Consider the following 24,025-nt stretch of genomic DNA (forward strand, 5'->3'; position numbering starts at 1 on the left):
GGGACGTTTTAACGTGGGGCGTTATTTTTAGCTTAGGATGATTGGTGGTATGTACAAGGCCTTTTATGGACTCAGTGATAACCCTTTTTCGATTGCACCCAATCCCCATTATTTATTTTTGAGTGACAGGCACAGAGAGGCCTTAGCCCATTTGACCTATGGACTGGGTGAAACTGGGGGCTTTGTGTTGTTGACGGGGGAGGTCGGCACGGGGAAGACGACAGTATCTCGTTGTTTACTTGGGCAATTGCCTGATAATACCGACACTGCATTTATTTTAAATCCTTCGCTGACGGAGCTGGAGTTACTCGCCACGCTCTGTGATGAATTGAAGATTAGCTATGGTGAAAACCCAACCCTAAAACAACTCACTGACCATCTGAGTCGTTTTTTACTGGCTAATCATGAGAAAGGCCGTAATACCGTACTCATCATCGATGAGGCGCAGCATCTGCGTGCCGAAGTATTAGAGCAATTAAGGCTGCTCACCAATCTTGAGACCGACACCAAAAAACTGCTGCAGGTGATCTTAATTGGTCAGCCAGAGCTGCAATTGCTGCTCAAACGGCAAGAGCTTAGACAGTTAGCCCAGCGTATTACTGCCCGTTATCATCTATTGCCTCTGAATGAAGATGAAATCGCACTCTATGTGTTGCACCGTTTACAGGTGGCAGGTCGTTTCGAACCGCTTTTTACTCGTAAAGCAATTAAAGTGCTGCACAAATACAGTGGCGGCATTCCGCGGTTAATTAACTTGCTGTGCGAACGTGCTTTGATGGCGGGTTACGCACAATCTAAGGTGCCAATCGATCACCATATGGTGAGACAAGCGGCGGCTGAAGTATTAGGCGAAGAAGAACCACAGCAAAATAAATTCTTGTGGCCTAGTGCTATTGCGGCGGCATTGGTTGTGGCTTTCGGCGTGTCTTATTGGTTATTTACCGAAAGTCCAGCGGTTGCCAATGTGGCCAATTCGCCTGTGACACAATCGAGCCAAACGACACCTGCAGTGACTCAAGCATCGACTCAAGCTAATAGTATTCAGCCGGAGCAAGCACGGGCTTCGATGCCTAGTGCGCCAGTGGCTAGTGAGCCGCAAACGCTTGCGGCGCCGGATCCGAGTGTGCGGGTGTTGCAGGAGGCCATCAAACAAAGTCGCAGTATCGATACCGCCTTTGCAGGCCTCTTTAATGTGTGGGGTAAGGTCCCCTTTAAAGGCTTAACCGCGTGCCAGTCGGCGCTGGAGCAGGGGCTTTCCTGCTATCAACAGCAGGGCAATTGGATGTCTCTCACACGGCTCAATTATCCCGCGGTTGTGTATTTAGTGGATGATAATCAACAAGATTTTTATGGCGCTGTGATAGCCGTTGATGCTGATCAGCTATTGATGCAGTTAGGCGAGCAGCAGCTTTGGGTCGATAGAGCCTGGTTCAATCAACATTTTAGTGGCACCTTTGAAATTCTCTGGCAGGCGCCTAACTTGCCTATGCTGGAAATCAGTCAGAAGTCGAGTCCTGGGCAATTACAATGGCTTGAAAACGCCCTTGCCCATGTGGCTAACCGACCTTCGCGCCGGGTGTCTCAATTCGATCTGAAATTAGAGAACGATCTGAAAGCTTTCCAAAGCCAACATAGTTTAAAGGCCGACGGGATTGCAGGTAATCAAACCTTAGTGAGACTAAATTTGTATTTAAGTGATCAGGGACCGCGCCTCACCGATAAGGGAGCGCAGAGTTAATGTCCATTTTACTCGATGCGGTAACCCGTAATAAGCAGCAACAAACTTCACCCTTACCCGATGCGGTATTAACGCCGAGGGCAAGTTATCCTTCGGCGCGTAAATCTGCATTCCCCGTGGCAAAATTATCCTTACTCGCCGTCGCGGTGGCGCTGGGTGTGGGTGTGGCGTGGGGTGTGGCGAATTGGCAACAGCAAAATGCGATGTCGATAGTAAATGCGGCGCCTAGCACTATCAATTCAAGCAAGGCTGATACAAAGGCTGAATACACACCACAGACAGCCTCTACTGTGCAGCCATCTGCCGAAGGTGTTCGCGCCTCATCAGGTGCAGTTACTCGCGCTGCGTTGCAAACAGGTGTATCAGAGCAAACCTCAGCAGAATCGTCAGGGTTTCGATTAGCGGGCAAAGTGGCACTGCCGAGGGAGCAGGTATTAAATGAGGCGCCTGCAAACGTGCAGCCTTATCAGAACCCCAACATGAGTTCGACTCTATCTACCACGGCATCCGCTTCTGCGAGTGCAGATCCTAGCTACGATGACTATCTGGCGACGTCTGCCGCCTTAGCTGAAACGACTCGAACGCAGCAACCCTCAGTTGAAGACGTTGCGCCACAGGATACGGGCGAGTCAGAGCCTATTATGTTGGGTGCTAATGCGAATCGTCAGGGCTTAGCGACACTCGAGGCTCTGCGTGAGCAAGTGAATGCCGCGGCGGCCGATGTGGGCTTAGAGACGGCGCAGAGCCGCAAAGAGGATGAGTTAGTCGCGAATTTTCAGGATGCGCTCAAGGATGTGGAATATGTAAAGACGCCGGTAACTGAGCCCAAGCTTGATCCTATTCCTAAGGTCGAAAACGACGATATTCCTAAATATGGGCAACTGCCTGCAGGGTTACAACTCCAAGTACCTGAATTTAATATTGTTGCCCACGTTTATTCGACGGATGCGAGTCAGCGTTGGTTGAATGTCGATGGCGCCGAGTTACAGGAAGGCGACCAGATTGGAGGCAAGTTAAAGATTATTGCGATTCGCCCACGGGATGTGGTGCTCGAAATTCAAGGTACGCAGTTTAGGGTGCCCGCCATTTAACTGTGCTATTACAAACAAAAAGGCGCCGATGGGCGCCTTTTTTATCGCTTAAAATCAAAGATTAAGCGAAGAAGTTGTACGCCAGGAATAAGGTCAGGGCGTAACCAATGCTGTAGCACAGGAACAGGGCTGGCACATATTTTAGATAGCTTACGAAAGTCAGTTCTTTTACTTTGCTCATGGCGACGATACCCGCAGCCGAACCAATCACTAACAATGAACCACCCACGCCCACACTGTAGGTTAACCCTAACCATTCTGGGGTGTTGAGTACTGGCTCTGCTTTAAGCAGCGCAGCCGTCAATGGCACGTTATCAATCAGGGCTGAACCCATACCAGTAACGAAGTTAGAGATGTTTGGATTAAACAGGCTGTAAGCTTCGGTCAGCATATCTAAGGTGCCGATTTCTTTAAGCATACCAACCAGCAGTAAAATTCCTAAGAAGAACAACAGGGTGTCGTATTCGACTTGGCGAATATATTCGAGGATCTTGATTTCTTCTTTATCACTGCGGGTCGTGTGGCCGATAAGGAACATAATCGACAGACCGGTTAAGAAGGTCAGTACTGGTGGAATACCAAATAGAATGTTCAGCAGCATGGTCATCAGAATCGTGCAGAAGAACACTAAGGCAATTAGCAGATCCACGGTTTGATAGCTGTGCTTAATCGGGGTGGTGGTCACCACGCCTTCAGCCTTCAATGAGAACAACGTCGCCAGTAAAATCACACTCACGGCAGATGGGATAAACAGCATCAACAGTTCGGAGATGTGTACGTGGCCGCCTAAGAAGATCATTAAAGTGGTGACGTCACCGGTGATCAGGGCGACACCGCCAGAGTTCACGGCGAAAATAATCAACACTGCCATTCTACGGCGCATTTGCTTTTCGAGCTTAAAGGTCGTTAACAAGCCTAAAGACACTAAGGTCGCGGTGACGTTATCACAGAAAGCCGACAGGATAAGCGCGAATAAGGCCACTTGGATCATTAACAAACGCACAGAAACCTTCTGCGGGAACAGCTTCTGCACCATAATTTGGATCATACCTTTGGCGTTTAGATAGGCCACAAAGGTCATTGTCGACATCAAAAACAGCCACAGGGTGGCAATTTCGAGCAAGTTTTCATTGAGTTGATGGGCAACCAATTTCTCATGGTTGGCGTCTCCGGCAGCCATAAACAGTGCTACCCAAGAAATACAGCCAAAGAATAAGGTGGTTTTTGCTTTATTAAGGTGGGTGACTTCTTCGAAAATAATACTGAGCAATGCGAGCACCGCCAGTATGATCAGAAAGGTATATAACATAACTGCAATTCCAACTGCTGTTTTAATGTCGTGGCAAGCCAAAGGCGAGCTATTGAGTGGCATTATCAAGGCTAAATTAAGCTTGCCGTGTTAATGCGTGCGGATCAGAACATAATGGGGTGAATAACGCAACTGTTAGCTGTAACTCGGATTTGCGTCATTTTGTGATATTGGTCTCAGTGAAAACGATTGTTTTTTAGCGTTAAACACTGTTTTATTTTTAATGAGCAGTTAATTATCTTGTTTGGTAGAGATTGCCGGAGGACTGTAAAGTAAGATCTACGATTAAAGTCTAAGCAGTTATTTTGCCGATCCCGCAATTAATTTTTCTTTATGAAGCAAATATTGCGTGAAAATGCAGTCACAGAGGTGAAGGATCGGATTTTGTGCTGTTTACGGTGCTGAGTGCGGAATTCTTTAGTTGTGTCACAAAAATGACCAGGTCAAAATATTGACTGGACAGAAAGCGAGCTGTATCTTGTGCCACTTTAGTAGTTAAGACACTGGATGTTGTATCTTAAGGATAACGCAAAATGACATTTGTGCTCCGTAGTCTGATGTTATTAGGCTCTTTAGTATGGTTAACATATAGTGGCAAGCAGCTGATCGCATTGGGAATATTACATAATCCTAGCCTGATGGTTGACCATATCACTTTGACCTTACAGGTCCTCGTTGCGGCGGTTGTATTTAAATCAGCTTTAGGTTCGAAACGTTCCGATAGCTATTGATGGGGCCAAGGCTCATGCAATAGCCGACGCAACCGCCAAGCAATAAAAAAGGGACGCAAATGCGTCCCTTAGTGTTTTAAGCTCTCGCTTACATTGCCGCTTTCATACGAGCTAATACGCGGTCTGCCGCTTCTAGCGTGAGGCGCAGTTCTTCTTCGCCATGGGCCATCGACAGGAAGCCTGCTTCATAGGCACTCGGTGCTAAGTAAACACCTTCATCTAACATGCCGTGATAGAAAGTGCGGAAGTGTTCGATATTGCACTTAGTCACTTGGTCGAAGCGCGTGATCTGCTCTTGCTCGGTAAAGAAGAAGCCAAACATGCCACCGACATAGTTGATGGCCATTGGGATGCCGTGTTTGTCGGCCGCCGCTTTAAAGCCTTCGGCGATACGTTTGGTTTTCGCGCTCAGCGCTTCGTATAAACCTTCTTCACACAGGGCTTCCATTTGCGCTAGACCTGCTGACATTGCAATTGGGTTACCTGACAGGGTACCCGCTTGGTACACAGGACCTGTCGGAGCGATAAACTGCATCACTTCTTTACGGCCACCAAATGCACCCACAGGCATGCCGCCGCCAATCACTTTACCCAGTGTGGTTAAGTCAGGAGTAACGCCATAGTGGCCTTGTGCACCGCTTCGAGATACACGGAAACCAGTCATCACTTCGTCGATGATAAGCAACGCACCGAACTCATCACACATAGTGCGCAGACCTTCGAGGAAGCCTGGAATAGGTGGGATACAGTTCATGTTGCCTGCCACAGGCTCGATGATGATACATGCAATCTCAGTTGGATATTGCTCGAACAGCGTACGAACAGAATCGAGATCGTTATACACCGCAGTTAAGGTGTGCTTAGCGAAATCTTCAGGAATACCTGGAGAGCTTGGTTGACCTAAAGTTAGAGCACCAGAACCTGCCTTAACCAATAGGCAGTCAGCGTGGCCATGGTAGCAGCCTTCAAACTTTAAGATCTTGTCACGATTGGTAAAACCGCGCGCTAAGCGAATCGCACTCATGGTGGCTTCTGTGCCTGAGCTCACCATACGCACTTGCTCAATAGAAGGCACCATGGCGATGACTTTCTCGGCCATTTGCACTTCAAGTTCGGTTGGCGCGCCAAAAGACAGACCATTGTGCACCGCAGCTAATACGGCTTCACGGATCTTTGGATGGTTGTGGCCGAGGATCATCGGGCCCCAAGAGCCAACATAGTCGATATAAGCTTTACCATCGGCATCGTAAATATAAGCGCCATCGGCTTTTTCAATAAACAGCGGCGAACCACCTACACCGTTAAATGCACGAACCGGAGAGTTAACACCGCCGGGGATGGTTTTTTTAGCCTGTTCAAATAGCGCTTCGGAACGGGTCATGTTAAGTCCTTAAAGTAAGTAGCCGATTAGCGATCGGCTTTACGTGAATACCAATTAACGGGACACTCATATTTTTCGAGTTGCGAGTCAACCCCGAGTGTCAATGCAAACAGTGCCATACGAATTAGCAGTCCATTGTCCGCCTGTCTGAAGATAGCGAGATTAGGATGGCTGTTCAAATCATTATCTAACTCATTAGCTTGCGCACGCGAATCCCGTGGCAGCGGGTGCATGATCACAGTGTTAGATTTGCAATGTTGGGTATAAATACTGCGATTCAAACGGAATTTGCCGCGGTATTTGTTCGCTTCTTCCTGGGATGGGAAGCGCTCTTCTTGAATGCGGGTCAGATAAAGAATGTCGGCTTTATCTAAGTGGCCTTCAAGCTGGTCCGTTATTTTGATGCTATGGCCAGCATTTTCAATGTCGGAGATCACATAGTCAGGCATTGCTAATTCAGCTGGCGAAATCAGTGTGAAGCTGATGTTCTTGTACATGCACAGCAGGCGCGACAGAGAATGAACGGTACGACCAAATTTTAAGTCACCGACCATGGCGATATGCATGCCATCGATACCGCGGCCAGCATGGCCTAACTCTTTTTGAATGGTGAACAAATCGAGCAGGGCTTGAGTCGGGTGCTCGTTCGAACCATCACCACCGTTGATCACCGGAACGCGGCTACCTTCTGCAAACTCTTTCACCGAATAAGAGTCTGGGTGGCGCATCGCAATCACATCGGAATAGGTCGAGAGTACACGTGCGGTATCGTACAGTGACTCGCCCTTAGATAAGGACGAAGAGGCCATGCCTGTGGTTTCACGCACATGGCCGCCGAGTAAGTTAAAGGCACAGCCAAAACTCACGCGGGTACGGGTACTAGGCTCGAAAAACAGGTTACCTAAAATGGCGCCTTCGAGCACCTTAGTGCGCTTCTCACGAAGTGCATAGGGCATCATACGATTGGCAACATTAAAAATAGTTTGGATTGAATCAAGATCTAACTGGTTTACGGAGAGGATATGAGATCCTTCGAACTGGTTCATCAGCCTGTTTTCCAATTGCTAGGGGGCGTTAAAGTGCAAGGTTGCGCTTTGTGCCCTGGTGTATATGTAGGGTGGCTGAGGCGCGATTGTAACAGATGCACAGGGGCAGCGAAATAGTCGCCGCCCCCTCGTATAGATTTTTTAGGCTGCTAATACAGGATTTTGTGAATCAAAGCCCATCTTCGCAGGGCTTAGACTTGGCCGGAGCGAATTTCCTGCTGTAGGTTCGACCAACTGACCACTCCCACCACATTGTCTGGAGTATCTTGATAGATAAACACCTCACCGCTGCGTTTGGGCGACAACAAGTTATACACCTCATCGAGGGTTTTAGTGTCACTCAGCCCCTGCATCGGATGGCGGGAGAGGGTGATGTTGTCATCGTAGGATTGCATCTCAAGGCTGAGCATTTCAATCACCCCATCGGCGTTACGTACTAACACTGGGCGACCTTCGGCGCGTTTTAACACTTCGAGCAGCAGCTCGTCGTTGTTGTTGACGATAACGAAGCGTTTATCCATCAGGGCGCGCACGCCTTTTTTCTGTAGCGCCAGATTCACTGGGGCGACTTTATAACCTAAACCCATAATCTCTAGCTGCTTGAAGAAAATAGAGTTGGTTTTAAACCCTTGATAGGCAATCAAGAAGGCGGGAATGGTCACAAACATTGCCGGCAGAATGATACTGGCATCGTTGGTCATCTCAAGCAGCGCCACTAGGGCGGCGAGCGGCGCACTGAGGCAAACGCCCATCATCGCCGTCATGCCGATAACCGTATAGAGGCCAACGTAAGGCGCAATCGAAGGGAATAGAATGGCGCTAACTAAGGCTAAGATGGCACCTATTAAGGCGCCGATACCGTAGAGTGGACCAATCAAACCGCCTGGGATCCCAAGTCCGATTGCCGCTATGGTGGCGATAATCTTGGCCGCCAGCAGGGCGATTAACAGCAATAAACTGGGATGCTCGCTAATGGCTTCACTGATCGCTAAATCGCCAGTGCCGAGGGCTTGGGGCAAGATTAAGCCAATCAGGGTAGTGATACTGCCCGCCAATAATAGTCGATAAATCAGTGGCCAGTTTTGTCCGGTGGCGGTGACTTTAAGGAGGGCGAAATTGAAGAAGGCGGCCGCGCAGCCTAGTGCAATGCCGCCCAAGGCTAAAATGGGATAGTGATCTAATGGAATATGAATCACCTGAATACGATCAAACTCGTGCACATTACCAAAAACCAGCTGGCTGGAAACCGCACCACAAATGGCGGACAGCATTATGGGGAAGAAGTAATGTACCTTGTACTCGCGCACTATCACTTCGAGTACAAATATTACTGCTGCTAGCGGGGCGTTAAAGGTTGCGGCTATCCCTGCGGCAATCCCACTGGCGCACATAATCCGCACACTATTATCGGGAAGATTAAATTTTTCAGCCAAAACACTGGCACTCACGGCGCCGAGGTGAATGGCGGGGCCTTCGCGCCCTACCGAGAAATTAGTACCTAAGGCAAACAGCGCCTGAAAAAATTGCCCCGCAGCAGATTGCAGTGGAATTTTGCCATAGTGCAATTTAACCCTATGTAATACATAGGCAATCCCCATGCGCTTGTAACGTTTGGAGCCGAGTTTGGCGACAATCCAGATCAACAAGGCGCCAAAAAGTGGCAACAGGGCTCGCCAGTCGGCGATGTTACCCGTAGAATCCAGCGACTCGATTTGGGTGTAATGGTTCGCCCACAGGAGCAAGAGTCGAAACAACAGGATCACGCAGGAGGCGAAAATGGCGAATAGCAAGGCCAGTAAGCACAACTGCGCACTGATCTTGGCTTGGGATAAATGATCACGCAGCTCGTTAGTTAAGTACTTTTTAGCTGTGCTGATGGCGTCTTGAATCGCGGCTTTATTTATCGTTAATTGCACTGCATTGGCCTGAGTTGTATTGTATCGAACTCGTTCTTGAGTTGATTGTATTTTATATAAGGGGCTGTTACCTAATGCCAAATTATCATCGTTGGCTAGATCGGCTGCAAGTCATGGATCTAAAGTATCGTCCATCGACCAAGTATTTATTGTCCTTAGTCTTAGTGGCATTTCTGTTAGGCGCTTGGGTAAGCTTTATTGTGCTCAACAGTGACGAGCCCGTCGTAAAGCATATTGGCGGCGGTAAACTGCAACGTGTCACCGCGGAACTTGAGGCGCAAACCCAGGAACTTGCGACACGTAATTTAGAATTATCTGTCGAGCGTGAAGCCAATGCGCAAATGCAGGATATGTTTGCGCAGCAGATGAAAAAACAAAAAGAGTTAGAGCGCGAATTAGCCTTTTATCGCAGTATCATGTCGCCGGATGACAATGCCGAAGGGGTAGCCATACACGGTTTAGAAATGACTGCGGGCGCCTTAGCGGATGAATACAATTTCAAGCTGATTTTGACTCAACTGCAAAAACGTAAGCAGGCGATTCAAGGTCGTACCGAAATCACCCTCATTGGCGTGCAAGACGGAAAATCCGTTGAGTTAAGTGTGAACAAACTCACGGGTTCTAAGCTCGAGTTTGATTTTCGCTATTTTCAGGTCATAGATACCAAAGTGAGTGTGCCTGCGGGATTTAACCTAGTGCAGGTTAAAGTCAAAGTTGTGGTGCCTTCGAGCCGCTGGACCAAAAATTCACAGATAGAACATGTCTATAGTGTCCCTGAGCTTTTACAGGGTGAAAAAGAACCGCGGGTAATACTTGAACAAAATAGTCAGGTAACGGATAATTTGCCCCAGAAAACTGATGTAAGAGGTAGTAATGACTGATCAAGCTGACGCAGCAATGCCTATCAAATTTACCGATGCGGCAGCCGCTAAGGTAAAGGGCTTGTTGGAAGAAGAGCAAAATCCTGCACTTAAGCTACGTGTGTACGTGACGGGTGGTGGTTGTTCTGGATTTCAGTACGGCTTTACCTTTGATGAAAAGGTCAACGAAGGTGACTTCACCGTTGAGAAGCAAGGCGTCCAATTGGTCGTCGATCCCATGAGCTTACAATACCTCGTTGGCGGTGAAGTGGATTACACTTCTGGCCTCGAAGGTTCGCGTTTCTTTGTGAAGAACCCGAATGCGACAACGACTTGTGGTTGTGGCGCAAGTTTCTCTGTGTAAGTTTGTTCTACGAATGTAGTGAACTGATATAGAAGATAAAAAAGCCGTCGAGATGACGGCTTTTTTGTTGGTCTTTCCTGTGTTGCAAGTATTGGCAAAGCAAGGCGTAAGCGCCTTGCTTTGGCGTTAATTCATAATATTCAGATTAAGCTTAGGTTTAAACCAAGCCTTCACTTTCTTATCGAATGCCACCCACACCTGCAATAAAGATAAGACAATCAACACGATAAAAATCATGTAATCGGGGAGTTTTTCTTGCCACTCGCCAAGATGCACAGTGGTTGGCCCAGCCACGAGATTGTCAGGATCATAAAGGATCACAGGTAACATGCTGACTAGCGCCAACTGCACTAAGGTGTAACCCCTTAACATAATTAGCCCTGCCTTTTGGCGACCGATAATCCCGAGCACCATCAATAGGGTTAACAGGCAGAAGAGTACCCCTTGTTTAGCAATTAAGCCGCTTACCGATGCTGCGACATAGAGTAGCAGCAAAGCAATTAAGCGTTTAGGTAAACGGGCTTTAGCCAAGGGCGGCGTAGCCTGAGTTGCCAAAGAGGATTCTTGCTCGCTCAGCGACATTGTGGTTTGCCCTTATGGATTAGTGGCTTTGTTTAGTGACTAAACGTTGATCTAATTCATAGGGTGGAATGACCACACCTAAGTCATCCTGTACTGGGAATACGGCAACGAACAGGTCGTCGTCTTCCATGCCAGGAACCCATCTTTCATGCCATTCATCATAGGGAATCGCTAAGGTTTGGCATTCGCTCCAGTCATCGACCGCCCATGACTCGGCCGCTTCTTCGGTTGGCCACATTGGGATGCAATCTTCATCTTCAGTGGTCAGCATGACGCAACCATCTTGGTCCTGTAGCGTCCATAACACTTTGTGTTGTTTAACTTGTTCAACGAGGTAATCGTAACGACCTTCTGGAGTCATGCCAGCGGCTTCTGCAAAGGTTTTAACAGTCTTGCTCATGAAAATATCTCTTATGCGTGAATAGGGCGAAGCCTGTCGTGCGACTCATGTATAGCGTCAGCACAGCAAAACTCACCAGTTGGCAAGATGGTAACATTAGAGCGGGGTTTGAAAAAGCACAACAGCGCCGCGAGGGCGCTGTTGCTAGCGGGGGAATTATTTAGCTGCGTTGAAATAACGGTAAATCACGCCGGCGAGAATGGCACCAAGGATAGGAGCGACCCAAAAAATCCACAGTTGCGATACGGCCCAATCGCCGACAAACAGCGCAGGGCCAGTACTGCGGGCCGGATTGACCGAGGTGTTTGACACGGGAATGCTGATCAAGTGGATAAGAGTTAAACACAGACCAATCGCGATAGGCGCAAAGCCTTTAGGTGCTCGCTCGTCGGTCGCCCCTAAAATCACCAATAAAAAGAACAAGGTCATCACGATTTCGCAGATCAACACCGACATCATGCTGTAACCGCCGGGCGAATGTTCGCCAAAGCCGTTAGAAGCAAAGCCCGCCGCGAGACTAAAACCTTCTTGCCCTGAAGCGATGGCGTACAATACGCCTGCACCGACAATACCACCCGCCACTTGGGCAATGATATAAGGTAGCAGTTCCGATGCCGGAAAACGTCCGCCAGCCCAGAGTCCAAAGGATACGGCGGGGTTTAAGTGGCAACCTGAAATATGACCAATGGCAAACGCCATCGTCAGAACCGTTAAACCAAAGGCTAACGACACCCCGAGTAAGCCTATCCCTACTTCTGGAAAGGCCGCCGCCAGCACTGCGCTGCCGCAGCCGCCGAGAACGAGCCACAGAGTGCCCAAAAATTCTGCCGCCATTTTTTGTGACATATTCATTGATTGATTTCCTATTCAGTCGATTTATGCCGACATACGCTTCGCATTCTTTGCATAAACCTTTGTTTATCTTGCTGGTTAAGTCGAGCTAGATAAATAACCATTCCCTTAATTGATATGTTTGCGCGCCCAGAGTGTGCAGGCCTTGTACGGCCCTGACAGTGAGTCGGTTGTGTATTTACTGCTTAGTTAACAATCACTTTAGCGAGTTTAGATGACACAACTGTGATCAAGCATAGATGGATTTTTACATTGTGCATTTTTGATACGTGGCTTAATGCGCCAATGAGCGGCTTATTTTGGGCACATTCGTCATTTTAGTTGGTTATTTACCAAGGTCGTATTGATGAAAAACAGTTGGTATTGGTGATTTTTCTGCGATGTTTTTTGAGGATTCAATAGTCGGTTTATTCTCTTTTTATGTGGTTAATATACTGAAAATTAAAGAATAGATATTTAATAGATATAAAACGGGCAAAGAAACGAGTGGCATATCGTTGCCGCCCTTCACTCGGCAAAGTACAACGTTTTGGTTGCTGAAATGTTAATTGTGTTTTCTTGCTGTTGCTGATTGGCAAGCCTACGGGTTTGACGATACATCGCAGCGATAAATGCACTTTTGGCGATAACAAGTAACAGCTCCAAATAACAACAAGAATGGCTTGCGCTGTAAAAGTGAAGGTGGGAAGGATGAAGAAGAAATTATTAACCTTGGCAATTCAAGCATCTATGTTTGGTATTGCTCCTTCGGTAGCTTGGGCTGCCGATCCAATTGAAGTCAATGCGGTGAATGAGAGCGCTAATCGGGTTGAAGTCGAGGTAGCGGATAAACAAGAAAGCATCGAAAAAGTGACAGTCACGGGCTCGCGGATTAAGCGTGACAGCTTTTCACTTAGCACTCCACTGCAGGGTTTAGATGCGAAAGATATCGCCGATAGCGGTATTGGATCATTGGCGGATATTCTAGTTGACCAAATTCCTGCATTAGCAGAAGGCGTTAGCAGTACAAATAGCCAATCGAGCGTGCAAAATACGGGTCTTTCAACCATTGATTTACGTAACCTAGGAACAGACCGCACCCTGACCTTGATCGATGGTCGCCGCGTAGTATCAAACAGTTATAGCGGTAACTATGTCAGCTTAAGCACCATTCCTGCCGCTATGGTCGATAAGGTCGAAATCATTACCGGCGGTGCGTCGGCTGTCTATGGTTCCGATGCGATTGCTGGGGTGGTGAACATTATCACTCAACAGAACAAGACGGGCTTTGAGATTAACGCCCGTGGCGGCGAAACCACCGAAGGTGGTGGTCGTGAAACCACAGTCGATGTAGGTTATGGCACTGATTTTAATGGCGATAAAGGTTACATCTTCGCCAGTGCGACTTACGATAAGCAACATGGGTTATTTGCGACCGACAGGGAAAGAGCCCTGTACGAGTCAAGTTTTGCCTACGATGAAAAGCAAATGTGTAATGCCATGAACACTGTCGATGGCGACCAGTGTATGCGCGATATTACCCGAGACGATTGGCGCGAGCGTAGTAATGACATCGTCGGTGGCCGCTTTAAATCAAACTCTTGGTGGTACGATGGCACTGAGCTTAAAACCGATTTTAAAGAAGAGCGCGATGGTTATAACGGTTACACCACAGGTTTATTAAAGGTCCCTGAGGATACCTTGGCCGCGGCGGTCAAAATGAACTATGACCTCAGTGACGATGTGCGCGCAAATGTGCAAGTGCAGTTTAGCCGCAATAACGCGTTTCGTCGTACCGATGCCGAAGGCCAAGACTATAACGACACTGAACTCTATATCGACCCTGTAACGGGGCTTCCTGGGACTATTGCTGCGGGCAGTATTTCACCAAACAATCCTTATGTGCCAGCCGAAATTGCTGCAACAGCTGGCAAGAGCATCACTTGGGATCGCCGCTTCCAAGAAGTTGGGCCCGTTGAGAGCGATAACGAGCGTACTACTTTGCGTACTTGGGCGGGATTGCAGGGCAACTTATTTGAAACTTGGACCTGGGATGCCTCACTGGGTTACGGTAAGTTTGAACAGCGTCAGCGCCGCAGCAATGAGATCAGTATTCGTCGTCTGCAATATGCTCTGGATGCTGAATACGCTGCCGATGGTGTGACTATCCAATGTGCCAGTGAAGAGGCAAGGGCCGAGGGTTGTGTTCCCGTCAATATCTTTGGTGAAGGTTCAATCAGTAAGGAAGGGGCGGACTATATCCGTGCCAATCCTTATATCAACACGGATATCACGCAATTTAATGCCTTAGGATTTATCTCAGGTGAATTGTTTGAATTGCCCGCGGGTGGTGTGCAATCGGCATTCGGAGTCGAATATCGCCGTGATACTCAAGCCGTCGATACCGATAAAGCGATGCGTGGCGATGCGATAACGTTTAACGATGTGCCGCCATTTGAAGGAGATGTGACCGTATGGGAAGCCTTTGGTGAAGCGAATCTTCCTTTGTTAAGGGATGAGGCTTTTGCGAATAGGCTCGACCTAGATTTGTCATTACGTCTTGCCGATTACAGCCAGAAAAACATCGACTTAATGTCGAGCTATCGCGCGGGTATCCTGTGGGAGCCGATTGCCAACTATGCCCTACGTGCTAACTACTCTCGCTCGCAACGTGCGCCGAATATTACCGAGCTGATTTCTCCACCCCGTGGAGATTACGACAGTATTCGCGATATTTGTGATGGGGTAACAGCAACCTCTACAGGGGCGGGGCATGATAGTTGTCGCCAAGACCCTGGTATTGCTGCCGCAATTGCGACTAACGGTATCTTTGAGGATGAGGGCGGTTCTAAATATTCGCCGAACGCCGGTAATGAAAACCTCACCGAGGAAACCGCGGATACCTATACCTTAGGCTTTACCATGGCGCCAGCCTTCCTCGAAGGCTTTAATCTGGCGGTCGATTATTACGATATCAAAGTTACCGACGCCATTGGTTCACTAAGCAACGAGGATATACTAGCCGAGTGTTATAACTCGAGTAATCCCTATGGCGCCGATAACGAGTACTGTCAGGTCATCAGCCGCGATACTGAAGGGCAAATCACCCAGGTTATCCAACAGGAACAGAACCTAAATGACATTGTCACCCGTGGTGTTGATATCGCCATGGCCTACGAGTGGCAACTAGACGGTTACGGTGAGCTCAGCTTAAAAACTAATTGGACCCATGTGTTGGAATTCAGCACTAGCTACTACGGCGCAGACGGTTTAGTTGAAGATGACTACGTGGGTGAGCTTGCCAGCGGGATTTTTGAGGACAGAGGTGCAATCTCATTAACCTGGAGCAATGATGATTGGCGTGTACGTTGGAGCGCTAAGTATAAGAGCGCCATGGTCGATAGCCACGATAGAGTTGAAGAGTGGAACGTGCTGAAAGCCGAAAACCAAGCCAAACTCGATGCTGGCGATGCCACTGCAGTGGCCAATCCAGAAACGCCGGCATTCCTATTCTACAGCTCGTATATCACCCACGATTTGTCGGTGTCTTACACTATGGACGTGAGTCAGGCTGAATTACGTTTATACGGCGGTGTGCGTAATATTTTCGACAATCAGGGGCCTTGGGTGGCCGATACTGGTGATTTAGTCGAAACGGGTAATGGTAACTACAGCAGCGCCTATGGCGGTGGTGTTGGTCGCTATGCCTACCTAGGTGCAGAGCTTAAGTTCTAATATCGTTGAACTGATACTAACCACTTAAGTTTGCTCAACCGCATGTGGCTCCCTGCATGCGGTTTTTTATTGTCAATCACCGTTAGACGCGGATATCAATCAGTTCATCGTAATCAGTTCATCGCAATAAGTTCGACGCAATAGGTTTGGTGCACGTAGCAAGCCATAAACTGGAGAGACTGATACTAAGCTTTTACTGGTTTAGACTACGGTAATTAACTTAAGCTCTTAGCTCTGGTGTTTAGATTAATTTTTTAAAACAATCACTTAATAAAGGTGTTTAACACAAGAACCTTGCTCGCGTGCTACATATCAGCTCCTCACATAGGCGAATGCTCTACGGGGGCTTGAGTGATAAAAACAGAGCATAAAGTCAACCGACTAACGGGGAATTGTCAAAAGACCTAAGAGTCAAAAGCTCTAAGAGACAAAGGCTAAAGATACAGAAGCTCAATGCATCAGTGAGGGGGAGATACTTTCTTAAATTGAACAGAGCGTTTAGGGATAAGTGATAGCAGTAACCTGTTAAGTGATTGGCGGCTTGTTATGCCGCCAATCCTTTGATGGGATGTACATGTGGAATGCTAAGCGTTATTTAGCTTATTGGCTCACAGGTTCGTGGACGACAGATTTGCCTTTAAGAACTGGCTTTGTTCCCAGAGCAAGTGTTCTAGGGATTCCTTAGCCGCATAACTGTGTCCTTCAAATGGCAGGATAACTAATCTTGCTTTACCGCCAAGGCCTTGAATAGCATCGAACAAACGCTCAGATTGCAGCGGGAAAGTGCCTGAGTTTTGATCCATCTCACCGTGAACTAATAGCAAAGGTGATTTGATGTTATCGGCGTAATTAAACGGTGACATTTGCTGATAAATATCATTGGCTTGCCAGTAGTAACGCTCCTCATTTTGAAACCCAAAAGGAGTGAGACTGCGATTATAGGCACCGCTTCGGGCAATACCCGCATAAAACAAATCCGTATGGGCGAGCAAGTTTGCCACCATAAAGGCCCCGTAGGAGTGTCCACCCACCGCGATTTGTTTGCGATCGGCAATGCCTAAATCTACCAAGGTATCGACAGCCGCCTGTGCGTTGGCAACGAGTTGGTCGCGAAAGCTGTCATTGGGCTCTTTATCCCCTTGAGCGATGATGGGCATAGAGACTTTATCAAACACCGCAAAGCCTTCGGCGACTAAGGGGATTGGGCCCCTAGGGCTGATGCTGGGATATTGATTGGCGCTAAAGCTAATTTGGCCCGCGACATCGGGATCGTTAAATTCCCGCGGATAGGCCCACATTAACACGGGTAGGGTGCCTTGCTCCTTGGTGTAATTGGCGGGTAAGTAGAGAGTGCCAGACAGGGGCACGCCATCGGCTCTTTTGTAGGTGATAAGCTGCTTCTGCATTCCCCTATACGCACTCAGTTCATCGGCCTGTTGGTAGAGCACACTTTCTTTAGCACCATCGATTAAGACAAGGCTTGGGGCTTCAGTCGGGCTTTCACGGTTAATAATCAGCTGTAAGGGCTCAAGATTGAGCACGTAGCGCACCGACTCTAATTGCTGGGCTGGCGATTGCCAAAGCAATGACGACTCGCCCGTCACTAATGAGGTGCGCTTTAAGAAAGGCTTATCCCCCTGTGGCGATGCCCCTTGGCCGTAGTGAATAAGCCCTGTGGTTTGCGCCTGCTGCAGGCGGATCACATGCCCTTTGCCTTGGGTGTATTCTCTGGGGAATGTTCCAAGTTCTTGATATTTATCGCGCAGATTACGCTCGTTCAACGTTTGTAGGCTAGTTTCTCCAAGGCGGGTGTCTAGGCTACTCAGTCGCAGTAACTGTGCTTTGCTATTGCGCTGGGTCACTAGGGCGATGTTGTTCTCCGCCCAGTCGATATCGATGATCCGCCAAGGGGTTTTGGCGATGAGTTTAGCCTTTGGGGGAAAGGGGGCATCGAGTTGCCATAGACTGTCCCGTAGCGGCGACTCTTGCTGGCTATCGCCCTGATCTAGAGCCTCGGTAAAGGCTAAGGTTGCGCTTCGCCCTTGAACCCAATGGAACTGGCGTGGGCCTGGGAGCACTGAGTCTCTTCCTTGGGGCTTTGATTCTCCACTCTGGCTGTGGTGCAGTTGCGTTATGCGTTGGCCATCAAGATTATAAATCTCTGTTAAGGTTGGAAAATCATAATACTTTACTTGGGTTGAGAAGGGCGTGGTCAGCTGATGGGTTAAAATATAGCGCCCATCGGGTGACACCGAAAAATCCTCAAAAATACCCGGCGCAGCGATAGTTGTCAGCTTGCCATCTAAATCCACTCGGGCCAATTGACTGGTCGTCAGTTGGCTAAAGCGTTGTTTGTCGGCGCTGGTTTTCAATAAGTCCTGATAGGTTCGCTGCGGGCTTTGTTTGCCCGAGGTTTCCTTGGTTTTCGGTGCGTAAACGGCCTGAGCCATGCTTGCGTTGGTATTGGAGGCTGCCACAAAGCGAGCGAGCAGACTGCTATTGTTAGCCCACTGATAATCAAGGCTAATCGTGCCATTTAATCGGTTGTCTGACAGGCGCTTGTGGCTATCTTGAGCGAGGTTGTAAACATATAAGTAACCGCCCTCTGGCGTTATGCTCACATAGGAGAGGTAGCGACTGTCAGGGGAAAATTGCAGCTCGGTGATATCGTGGCCACCGGGCAAGCTTATCAGCCGCTGCCGCTTGTCCTGAATATTAATCAGCCTGAGTTGGTGATAGCGCTGGGTGATGCGACTCGGTAAATATTGCTCGGCGGCGATACGTAATCCTGCCAACTTTTGCTCTGGCTGGGCCAGCGTGGCAATGCTCGGCGCCGAAATCGGGCTGAGTAATGCCAGCCATTGATGATCGTTTGAGAGTCGAGTCGTGAGATTGCTACTGTGGCTGATGGTTTGCTGTAATGCGGGAGACGGTTTCTGGTAGTCCTGCGCTAAGATTTTTGGGGCAAACAGCGGGCACAACATCATGCCGATGCAAATCAAGGCAAAGCGAAGCATATCTAGGTCCCTAAGATGTGACTCACGCCCGCACTACGCATTGGTAAACAGGTGTAAGACGTTGAGGTTTATGTTGTTATTGGTCATGCAGTTGTAATCAATCTGTTGCTTGGTCGCAATCGGCTTTGGCTCGTTTCTATATTGTTTAAATCTCTATTTTAGATTTTTTGCATGCTAATGTTTTGAATTTTAAATAGTTAGTTTAAATCATTCGTTTGCTAACCAGGCTCAGTCTTAGGTAGTATCTAGCCAAGATGTTGTACTCATTACCCTAACCATAAAAAGATGAATAACGCAGGTGTGAGAAAAAATGAAGGATAAGAGTAAGTTGAGTTTTTGCTTAGGAAGTTGTCGCATTGACCCTTCCGATAACTCAATTTCATTTCAAACGCAGGGGCAGGAAAGTGCTCAACAGGAATCGGCTAAGGTGTCACTTCAACCTAAGTTTATTGAAGTGCTTAGCTATCTCGCCCTGCGTCATCCTCATGTTGTGACCCGTGACGAGCTGATCGATAAAGTCTGGGAAGGCAATGCTTACGTTGGCACTAAGGCACTCACGAATGCCATTTGGCATTTACGTCAGCAATTATCGCCGCTGGAGCTTGAAGGCGGCGTGATTGAAACCGTGCGTAAAGCCGGTTATCGCTTGTTATTACCGCCGGTGTATGACATGGCCGATGAGACTGATGACGATAAACTGCAGACCACAGAGGCGAAGTTACAGCACACCACACGACGCCTGTATTGGATGGCGAGTTTGATGGGTGCGGTCATGCTAGTGGCCGGTCTCTTTATGGGCGTGCATCTGTATCAAGATAAACAGCGGATGACGGAAACCCAAATCACAGTGCTTACGCGGGATCCGGGCTCTGAGCGTTACCCTAAGCTGTCCCACGATAGGCGTTGGCTTGTGTATGGTGCGAGTCGCCCCGGAGTGACATCCAGTCTGTATCTTAAAGATTTTAAACGTGAAGATGTCCCCGCCCGCCAGTTAACGCCTTCCACATCGGCAGAGCTTCGCGCAGTGTGGAGCTTAGATGACACTAAGTTGTTTTTTGCCTCCCGCATCCATGGCACGGGGAAATGCCATATCACTCAGTTGACTCTTGCGACCAACGAGACCCTTGCCTTAGCGCCCTGTAGTAGCGATATGGCGGCCATAGATATTTCTCCCGACGGTCAATATCTTGCTTATATCTCCTCCCATGAGGCGGATAAAGTGGGGGGGATTTACCGTTTAGCTTTGGCAAATGCGGACGCTAAGGCTGAAAGATTATCCTGCGAAAGCCAGTGTAATTATGAGGATAGAGATTTAGCCTTTAGCCCTGATGGTCGCTGGCTCGCGATAGCGAGGCGCTTTAGTAATATCTCTGAGGATATTTTTATTCGCGACTTAGCCAGTGCCAATGAAACACGCTTAACCCATGGGTTAGAAGATATTCGCGGCTTGAGTTGGACGCCTGATAGCCAGTCGCTGGTTTTTGCCACCGAAGATTCTGGCAGTCGCAACGGCTTTACTATCGATATTGAAACGGCCCATATTCGCCCACTCGATGTGGAGGGCATGAGCTATCCCAGTAGCGTATCCGATGAGGGCGAGCTGGTTTATCACCAGTATCGTCGTCAATTCCAGATGGCGTATTTTTCCCTCGGCGAATCCGTGCCCGGCAGTTTGTTTCCGCTGCTGTATTCCGGCATTAGCCACCGCAATCCCGATTATTCCCCTGAGGCGAAACGGATAGTATTTGTCTCCAGCGATACGGGCTATAACGAGATTTGGACTTCGGATGCCAAAGGGCAAAAGCTGGAGCAACATACCCAGCTTAAGTCGCGTGTCGCTTATCCGCGTTGGTCCCCTGATGGTAGCAAAATCGCTTTTATCGCCCCTGACGATCGCAACGAAGGTAATCGTATTTTTATTTTAGATTTAACCAATAAGAACATTACCGCCTTAGCCTCGAGTTATCACAATCATGGCCGCCCCAGCTGGAATTGGCAGGGGACGGCGGTGTTAGCATCAACCAGCGATGGCATCACTGAATTCCATTTGGACAATAGTGCGCCTAAGGTGATTAGTCCGCTGAGTATGGCGGTGGGCTTTGCAAAATCGGCCAACGAATTTGTATTTAGTCGCTACGGAATGAATGGACTCTGGCAGATTGACCTCACGCAGCCCGAACAGGTGCAAGAGATTATCCCGGGGAAGGTGTTTCGTGCGGGCAATAACTGGGTGCTTACGTCACACGGAGTGTATTTTAAATCGAGCAATGGTAACGAGCAGCGGCTGAATTTTTGGGAGGCGGGCAGTCAGCAACTGACATCACTCCTAAGGGTTCCTCGCTCTAGCCTAAGCGGCTTTGGCTCCATGACCTATATACCGGAGTCAAACCGCTTAGTGATGACGCTCGATGGCTTTCCGCAGCGGGACATCATACTGCTTAAACACAAGCTACTTAAGTAGGTTTGAGTTTTACTTAGCGCTAAAGCGTCCGCCTAATACGGCTTCGCGCGAAGCGCCTGTCACCGCAGGTAGGTTAGCGGGTAAGCCTAAATTGTGGCGCATTGCGAGCCACGCAAAGGCGATGCCTTCGGCCCATTTAGGGTCGACACCGAGTGCTGAGGTGGTATCGATGTGATAATCCGGTAGTAGCGCCGCTAAGCGCTGCATTAACTCGGTATTAAAGGCACCGCCACCGCAGACAAATAACTCTCCCACTGGGGTAAGTTTAAGGATATCGCGGGCGATACTGTGGCAGGTTAAATCGAGCAATGTCGATTGGATATCTTCTTCATCCAATTGATTAAACTCTGATAATTGCTGTTCTAACCAAGCCTGATTAAACAATTCACGCCCCGTGCTCTTGGGATAGGCGAGGGAGAAATAAGGGTGCGATAGCAATTGCGCCAATAGCTGTTGGTCGGTGTTGCCAGAAGCGGCCCATTCGCCGTCTTTGTCATAGGGCTCATTTTTCACTTGCTGGATCCAGGCATCAATCAGCGTATTGCCTGGCCCAGTATCGAAGCCTAGGACCTCTTCACGATTCCCGGTCAGATAGGTGATATTGGCAATGCCGCCGATATTGAGGATCACGCGCTTTTTACCCACTTGGGCAAAGGTTTGCTGGTGGAAGGCGGGCACTAGCGGTGCGCCTTGGCCACCTAAGGCAATGTCTTTACGACGAAAATCGGCAATCACATCGATGCCAGTCTCGGTTGCAATGGTATTTGGGTCACCAATTTGCAGGGTAAAACCTACCTCAAGGTTTGGCATGTGGCGCACGGTTTGGCCATGGCTACCAATGGCAATGATGTCTTCTTTGGCTATCTGGGCTTTGGCGAGCAAGTTATTGACGGCGAGGGCAAATAATTTACCCACACTGCGGTCAAGGCGGCCAAGGCGGTTTATTTCATCATTGCCGGGCAGGCATAAACGCTGCAATCCCTTAAGCAAATGGCTTGGAATCGCCTCGGTATGCGTTGCGATAAGCTGTGGCTGCTCGCCCGCAAAGTCGACTAACACCGCATCGACGCCGTCCATGCTGGTGCCAGACATCAGTCCAATATAATAAGCCTTGTTCATGTGAGGGGATCCGTCCGTCGTTATTGCATCGCCAATTGGGTTTGCTTGTTCTGTGAAATGCTGGCCATTAACTGTTTGCTGAGCGCATCGAATTGTGGCTTTTCTTTACGGGCAATCGATTCGGCCTTAGGTAAATCAACCGTTCTTGGATTACGGTGCACGCCATTAACGATAAATTCATAGTGTAGGTGAGCGCCGGTGACGCGTCCTGTCTTACCTAAGGTGCCGATAATTTGCCCCTGCTTAACGCTGGCCCCTTTACTGACGTTGCATTTGGTCAAATGCAAATACTTAGTTGTGTAGGTATCGTTGTGCTTAATGAACACATAGTTACCGTTAAATTGATTGTAGCCGGATTCGATAACTCGGCCATTACCCGCCGCCTTAATGGGGGTGCCAATGGCGGCAACATAGTCAACGCCGCGGTGAGCCTTAACTTGCCCCGTCACTGGGTGTAGACGTTTCGGGTTGAAGTTGGAGCTGACGTATTTAAAGTCGACCGGTGAGCGCAGGAAGGCCTTACGCATGCTAGTGCCGTTTTCGGAGTAGTAGTTGCCGTCGGTATAACGAATCGCAGTGTAGCGCTCATCTTGGTTGATAAACTCGGCGGCGAGGATATTGCCGTTACGTAAAAACTCGCCTTCGGCATACTCCTGCTCATAGATAATGGCGAAGCTGTCGCCTTCACGTAAATCCAAGGCAAAGTCGATATCCCAGCCAAACACGGTTGAGAGCTGCATAATTTGGTTTGCGTTTAAACCGGCATCTACGGCGGCATTCCAGAAGTTACTCTTGATTTTCGCACTGGTGAATTGGGTGCGTATTTCAATGTCCTTTTCGGAGATTTTCTCGGAATACTTTTCCTGATCCTTAGTGATGACTAAGGTCGAGACCGCATCGACACGGTAGCGGACTTCGGTTAAATCGCCCTTAGCATCCTTTGAAATCACGATTTCTTCGCCGGGGATGATTTTTAACAGATTCTGTTTGGCGAGTGGCAACTGGGTAATTTCATACACATCTTTGCTGGTGAGTCCTGCGCGCTCAAATACTGCGGCTAAGGTATCGCCATTTTTCACATTAAAATGTTCTACGTCCCTATGGTGGGCGCTCTCTAAGGTTTCGCTGGCGGGCACATTGCCTGCGGCTAAGGCGTCGGCCGAAGATAATGGCGTGGCGTTGGTAGATGCATCTTGCGATTGGCCCTCAACACCTTCTGGACGCTCTGGTGAGCGAAAGGCTAAGGGAACATCGTAACGGGTATTGACTTGAGCTTGGTCTGCGACACCTTGAGTTTGTCTTGAAGCTTGCGCTTCTTCAGAGGGAAAGAGCAGGGTTATCGTAGTGATAACAGAAAGAATGCTGAGGAGAATTTGATGCTTTTTAGGCAGCAATTTAAATAACGTTATAACCTTTCCCATGTGACGCCGATACCGATTACCTA

Annotated in this window: 16 protein-coding genes; 6 read left to right on the forward strand and 10 right to left on the reverse strand. The window is 48.6% G+C overall.

All coding sequences use genetic code 11. From position 1 onward, the window contains the following. Positions 1 to 49: 49 nt before the first annotated feature. Positions 50 to 1,738 (forward strand): ExeA family protein, encoded by a 1,689-nt coding sequence (locus tag CF168_RS05475; protein ID WP_089067244.1) that lies wholly within the window; start codon positions 50 to 52, stop codon positions 1,736 to 1,738. Continuing rightward, positions 1,738 to 2,829 (forward strand): general secretion pathway protein GspB, encoded by a 1,092-nt coding sequence (locus CF168_RS05480; RefSeq protein ID WP_089067245.1) that lies wholly within the window; start codon positions 1,738 to 1,740, stop codon positions 2,827 to 2,829. The genes CF168_RS05475 and CF168_RS05480 overlap by 1 nt, the downstream gene beginning before the upstream one ends. A 61-nt stretch (positions 2,830 to 2,890) precedes the next feature. Here CF168_RS05480 and nhaD read toward each other — a convergent pair whose 3' ends face one another. The 4 genes from nhaD to CF168_RS05505 form a co-directional block, all read right to left on the reverse strand. Continuing rightward, the gene (nhaD, locus tag CF168_RS05485; RefSeq protein ID WP_086903117.1) at positions 2,891 to 4,138 is read right to left on the reverse strand and encodes a sodium:proton antiporter NhaD; all 1,248 of its coding nucleotides are present in this window, start codon (positions 4,136 to 4,138) and stop codon (positions 2,891 to 2,893) included. An 819-nt stretch (positions 4,139 to 4,957) separates the two neighbouring features. Next, complete coding sequence (gene hemL / locus CF168_RS05495) at positions 4,958 to 6,250, reverse strand: glutamate-1-semialdehyde 2,1-aminomutase (protein WP_089067246.1); 1,293 nt, start codon at positions 6,248 to 6,250, stop codon at positions 4,958 to 4,960. 26 nt (positions 6,251 to 6,276) lie between these two features. Then, complete coding sequence (locus tag CF168_RS05500; RefSeq protein ID WP_088210475.1) at positions 6,277 to 7,296, reverse strand: aspartate carbamoyltransferase; 1,020 nt, start codon at positions 7,294 to 7,296, stop codon at positions 6,277 to 6,279. A gap of 191 nt (positions 7,297 to 7,487) precedes the next feature. Further along, positions 7,488 to 9,212 carry a chloride channel protein gene (locus CF168_RS05505; protein ID WP_089068906.1) on the reverse strand — a complete coding sequence of 575 codons (1,725 nt, stop codon included), beginning with the start codon at positions 9,210 to 9,212 and terminating at the stop codon, positions 7,488 to 7,490. A 74-nt stretch (positions 9,213 to 9,286) separates the two neighbouring features. Here CF168_RS05505 and CF168_RS05510 point away from each other — a divergent pair, with 74 nt between their 5' ends. Both CF168_RS05510 and erpA read left to right on the forward strand, forming a co-directional pair. Beyond that, positions 9,287 to 10,093, forward strand: a complete 807-nt coding sequence (locus CF168_RS05510; protein ID WP_089067247.1) for a DUF6776 family protein — start codon at positions 9,287 to 9,289, stop codon at positions 10,091 to 10,093. Next, positions 10,086 to 10,436: an iron-sulfur cluster insertion protein ErpA gene (erpA, locus tag CF168_RS05515; RefSeq protein WP_011623639.1), complete on the forward strand. Its 351-nt coding sequence runs from the start codon at positions 10,086 to 10,088 to the stop codon at positions 10,434 to 10,436. Before CF168_RS05510 ends, erpA begins: the two co-directional genes overlap by 8 nt. 126 nt (positions 10,437 to 10,562) lie before the next feature. Here erpA and CF168_RS05520 read toward each other — a convergent pair whose 3' ends face one another. The 3 genes from CF168_RS05520 to aqpZ form a co-directional block, all read right to left on the reverse strand. Beyond that, positions 10,563 to 11,018 (reverse strand): hypothetical protein, encoded by a 456-nt coding sequence (locus CF168_RS05520; protein ID WP_089067248.1) that lies wholly within the window; start codon positions 11,016 to 11,018, stop codon positions 10,563 to 10,565. Positions 11,019 to 11,037: 19 nt separating this feature from the next. After that, positions 11,038 to 11,418: a DUF2750 domain-containing protein gene (locus CF168_RS05525; RefSeq protein WP_011626909.1), complete on the reverse strand. Its 381-nt coding sequence runs from the start codon at positions 11,416 to 11,418 to the stop codon at positions 11,038 to 11,040. Positions 11,419 to 11,574: 156 nt separating this feature from the next. Further along, the gene (aqpZ, locus tag CF168_RS05530; RefSeq protein ID WP_089067249.1) at positions 11,575 to 12,270 is read right to left on the reverse strand and encodes an aquaporin Z; all 696 of its coding nucleotides are present in this window, start codon (positions 12,268 to 12,270) and stop codon (positions 11,575 to 11,577) included. Positions 12,271 to 12,960: 690 nt separating this feature from the next. Between aqpZ and CF168_RS05535 the strand changes: the two genes are divergently transcribed. Continuing rightward, the gene (locus tag CF168_RS05535) at positions 12,961 to 15,984 is read left to right on the forward strand and encodes a TonB-dependent receptor plug domain-containing protein (RefSeq protein ID WP_089067250.1); all 3,024 of its coding nucleotides are present in this window, start codon (positions 12,961 to 12,963) and stop codon (positions 15,982 to 15,984) included. A 608-nt stretch (positions 15,985 to 16,592) separates the two neighbouring features. Here CF168_RS05535 and CF168_RS05540 read toward each other — a convergent pair. Further along, positions 16,593 to 19,001, reverse strand: a complete 2,409-nt coding sequence (locus tag CF168_RS05540; RefSeq protein ID WP_089067251.1) for an alpha/beta hydrolase family protein — start codon at positions 18,999 to 19,001, stop codon at positions 16,593 to 16,595. Positions 19,002 to 19,311: 310 nt separating this feature from the next. Here CF168_RS05540 and CF168_RS05545 point away from each other — a divergent pair, with 310 nt between their 5' ends. Next, positions 19,312 to 21,462, forward strand: a complete 2,151-nt coding sequence (locus CF168_RS05545; RefSeq protein ID WP_089067252.1) for a winged helix-turn-helix domain-containing protein — start codon at positions 19,312 to 19,314, stop codon at positions 21,460 to 21,462. Between the two features lie 9 nt (positions 21,463 to 21,471). Here CF168_RS05545 and CF168_RS05550 read toward each other — a convergent pair whose 3' ends face one another. Next, a complete protein-coding gene (locus CF168_RS05550) occupies positions 21,472 to 22,581 on the reverse strand; it encodes an anhydro-N-acetylmuramic acid kinase (protein WP_089067253.1) in 1,110 nt (369 codons plus the stop codon). Positions 22,582 to 22,601: 20 nt separating this feature from the next. After that, on the reverse strand, positions 22,602 to 24,002 hold the full coding sequence (locus CF168_RS05555; protein ID WP_089068907.1) for a peptidoglycan DD-metalloendopeptidase family protein: 1,401 nt from the start codon (positions 24,000 to 24,002) through the stop codon (positions 22,602 to 22,604). Positions 24,003 to 24,025: the final 23 nt, after the last annotated feature.

The sequence above is a fragment of the Shewanella bicestrii genome (assembly GCF_002216875.1).
In the GTDB taxonomy this organism is placed as follows: Bacteria; Pseudomonadota; Gammaproteobacteria; order Enterobacterales; family Shewanellaceae; genus Shewanella; species Shewanella seohaensis.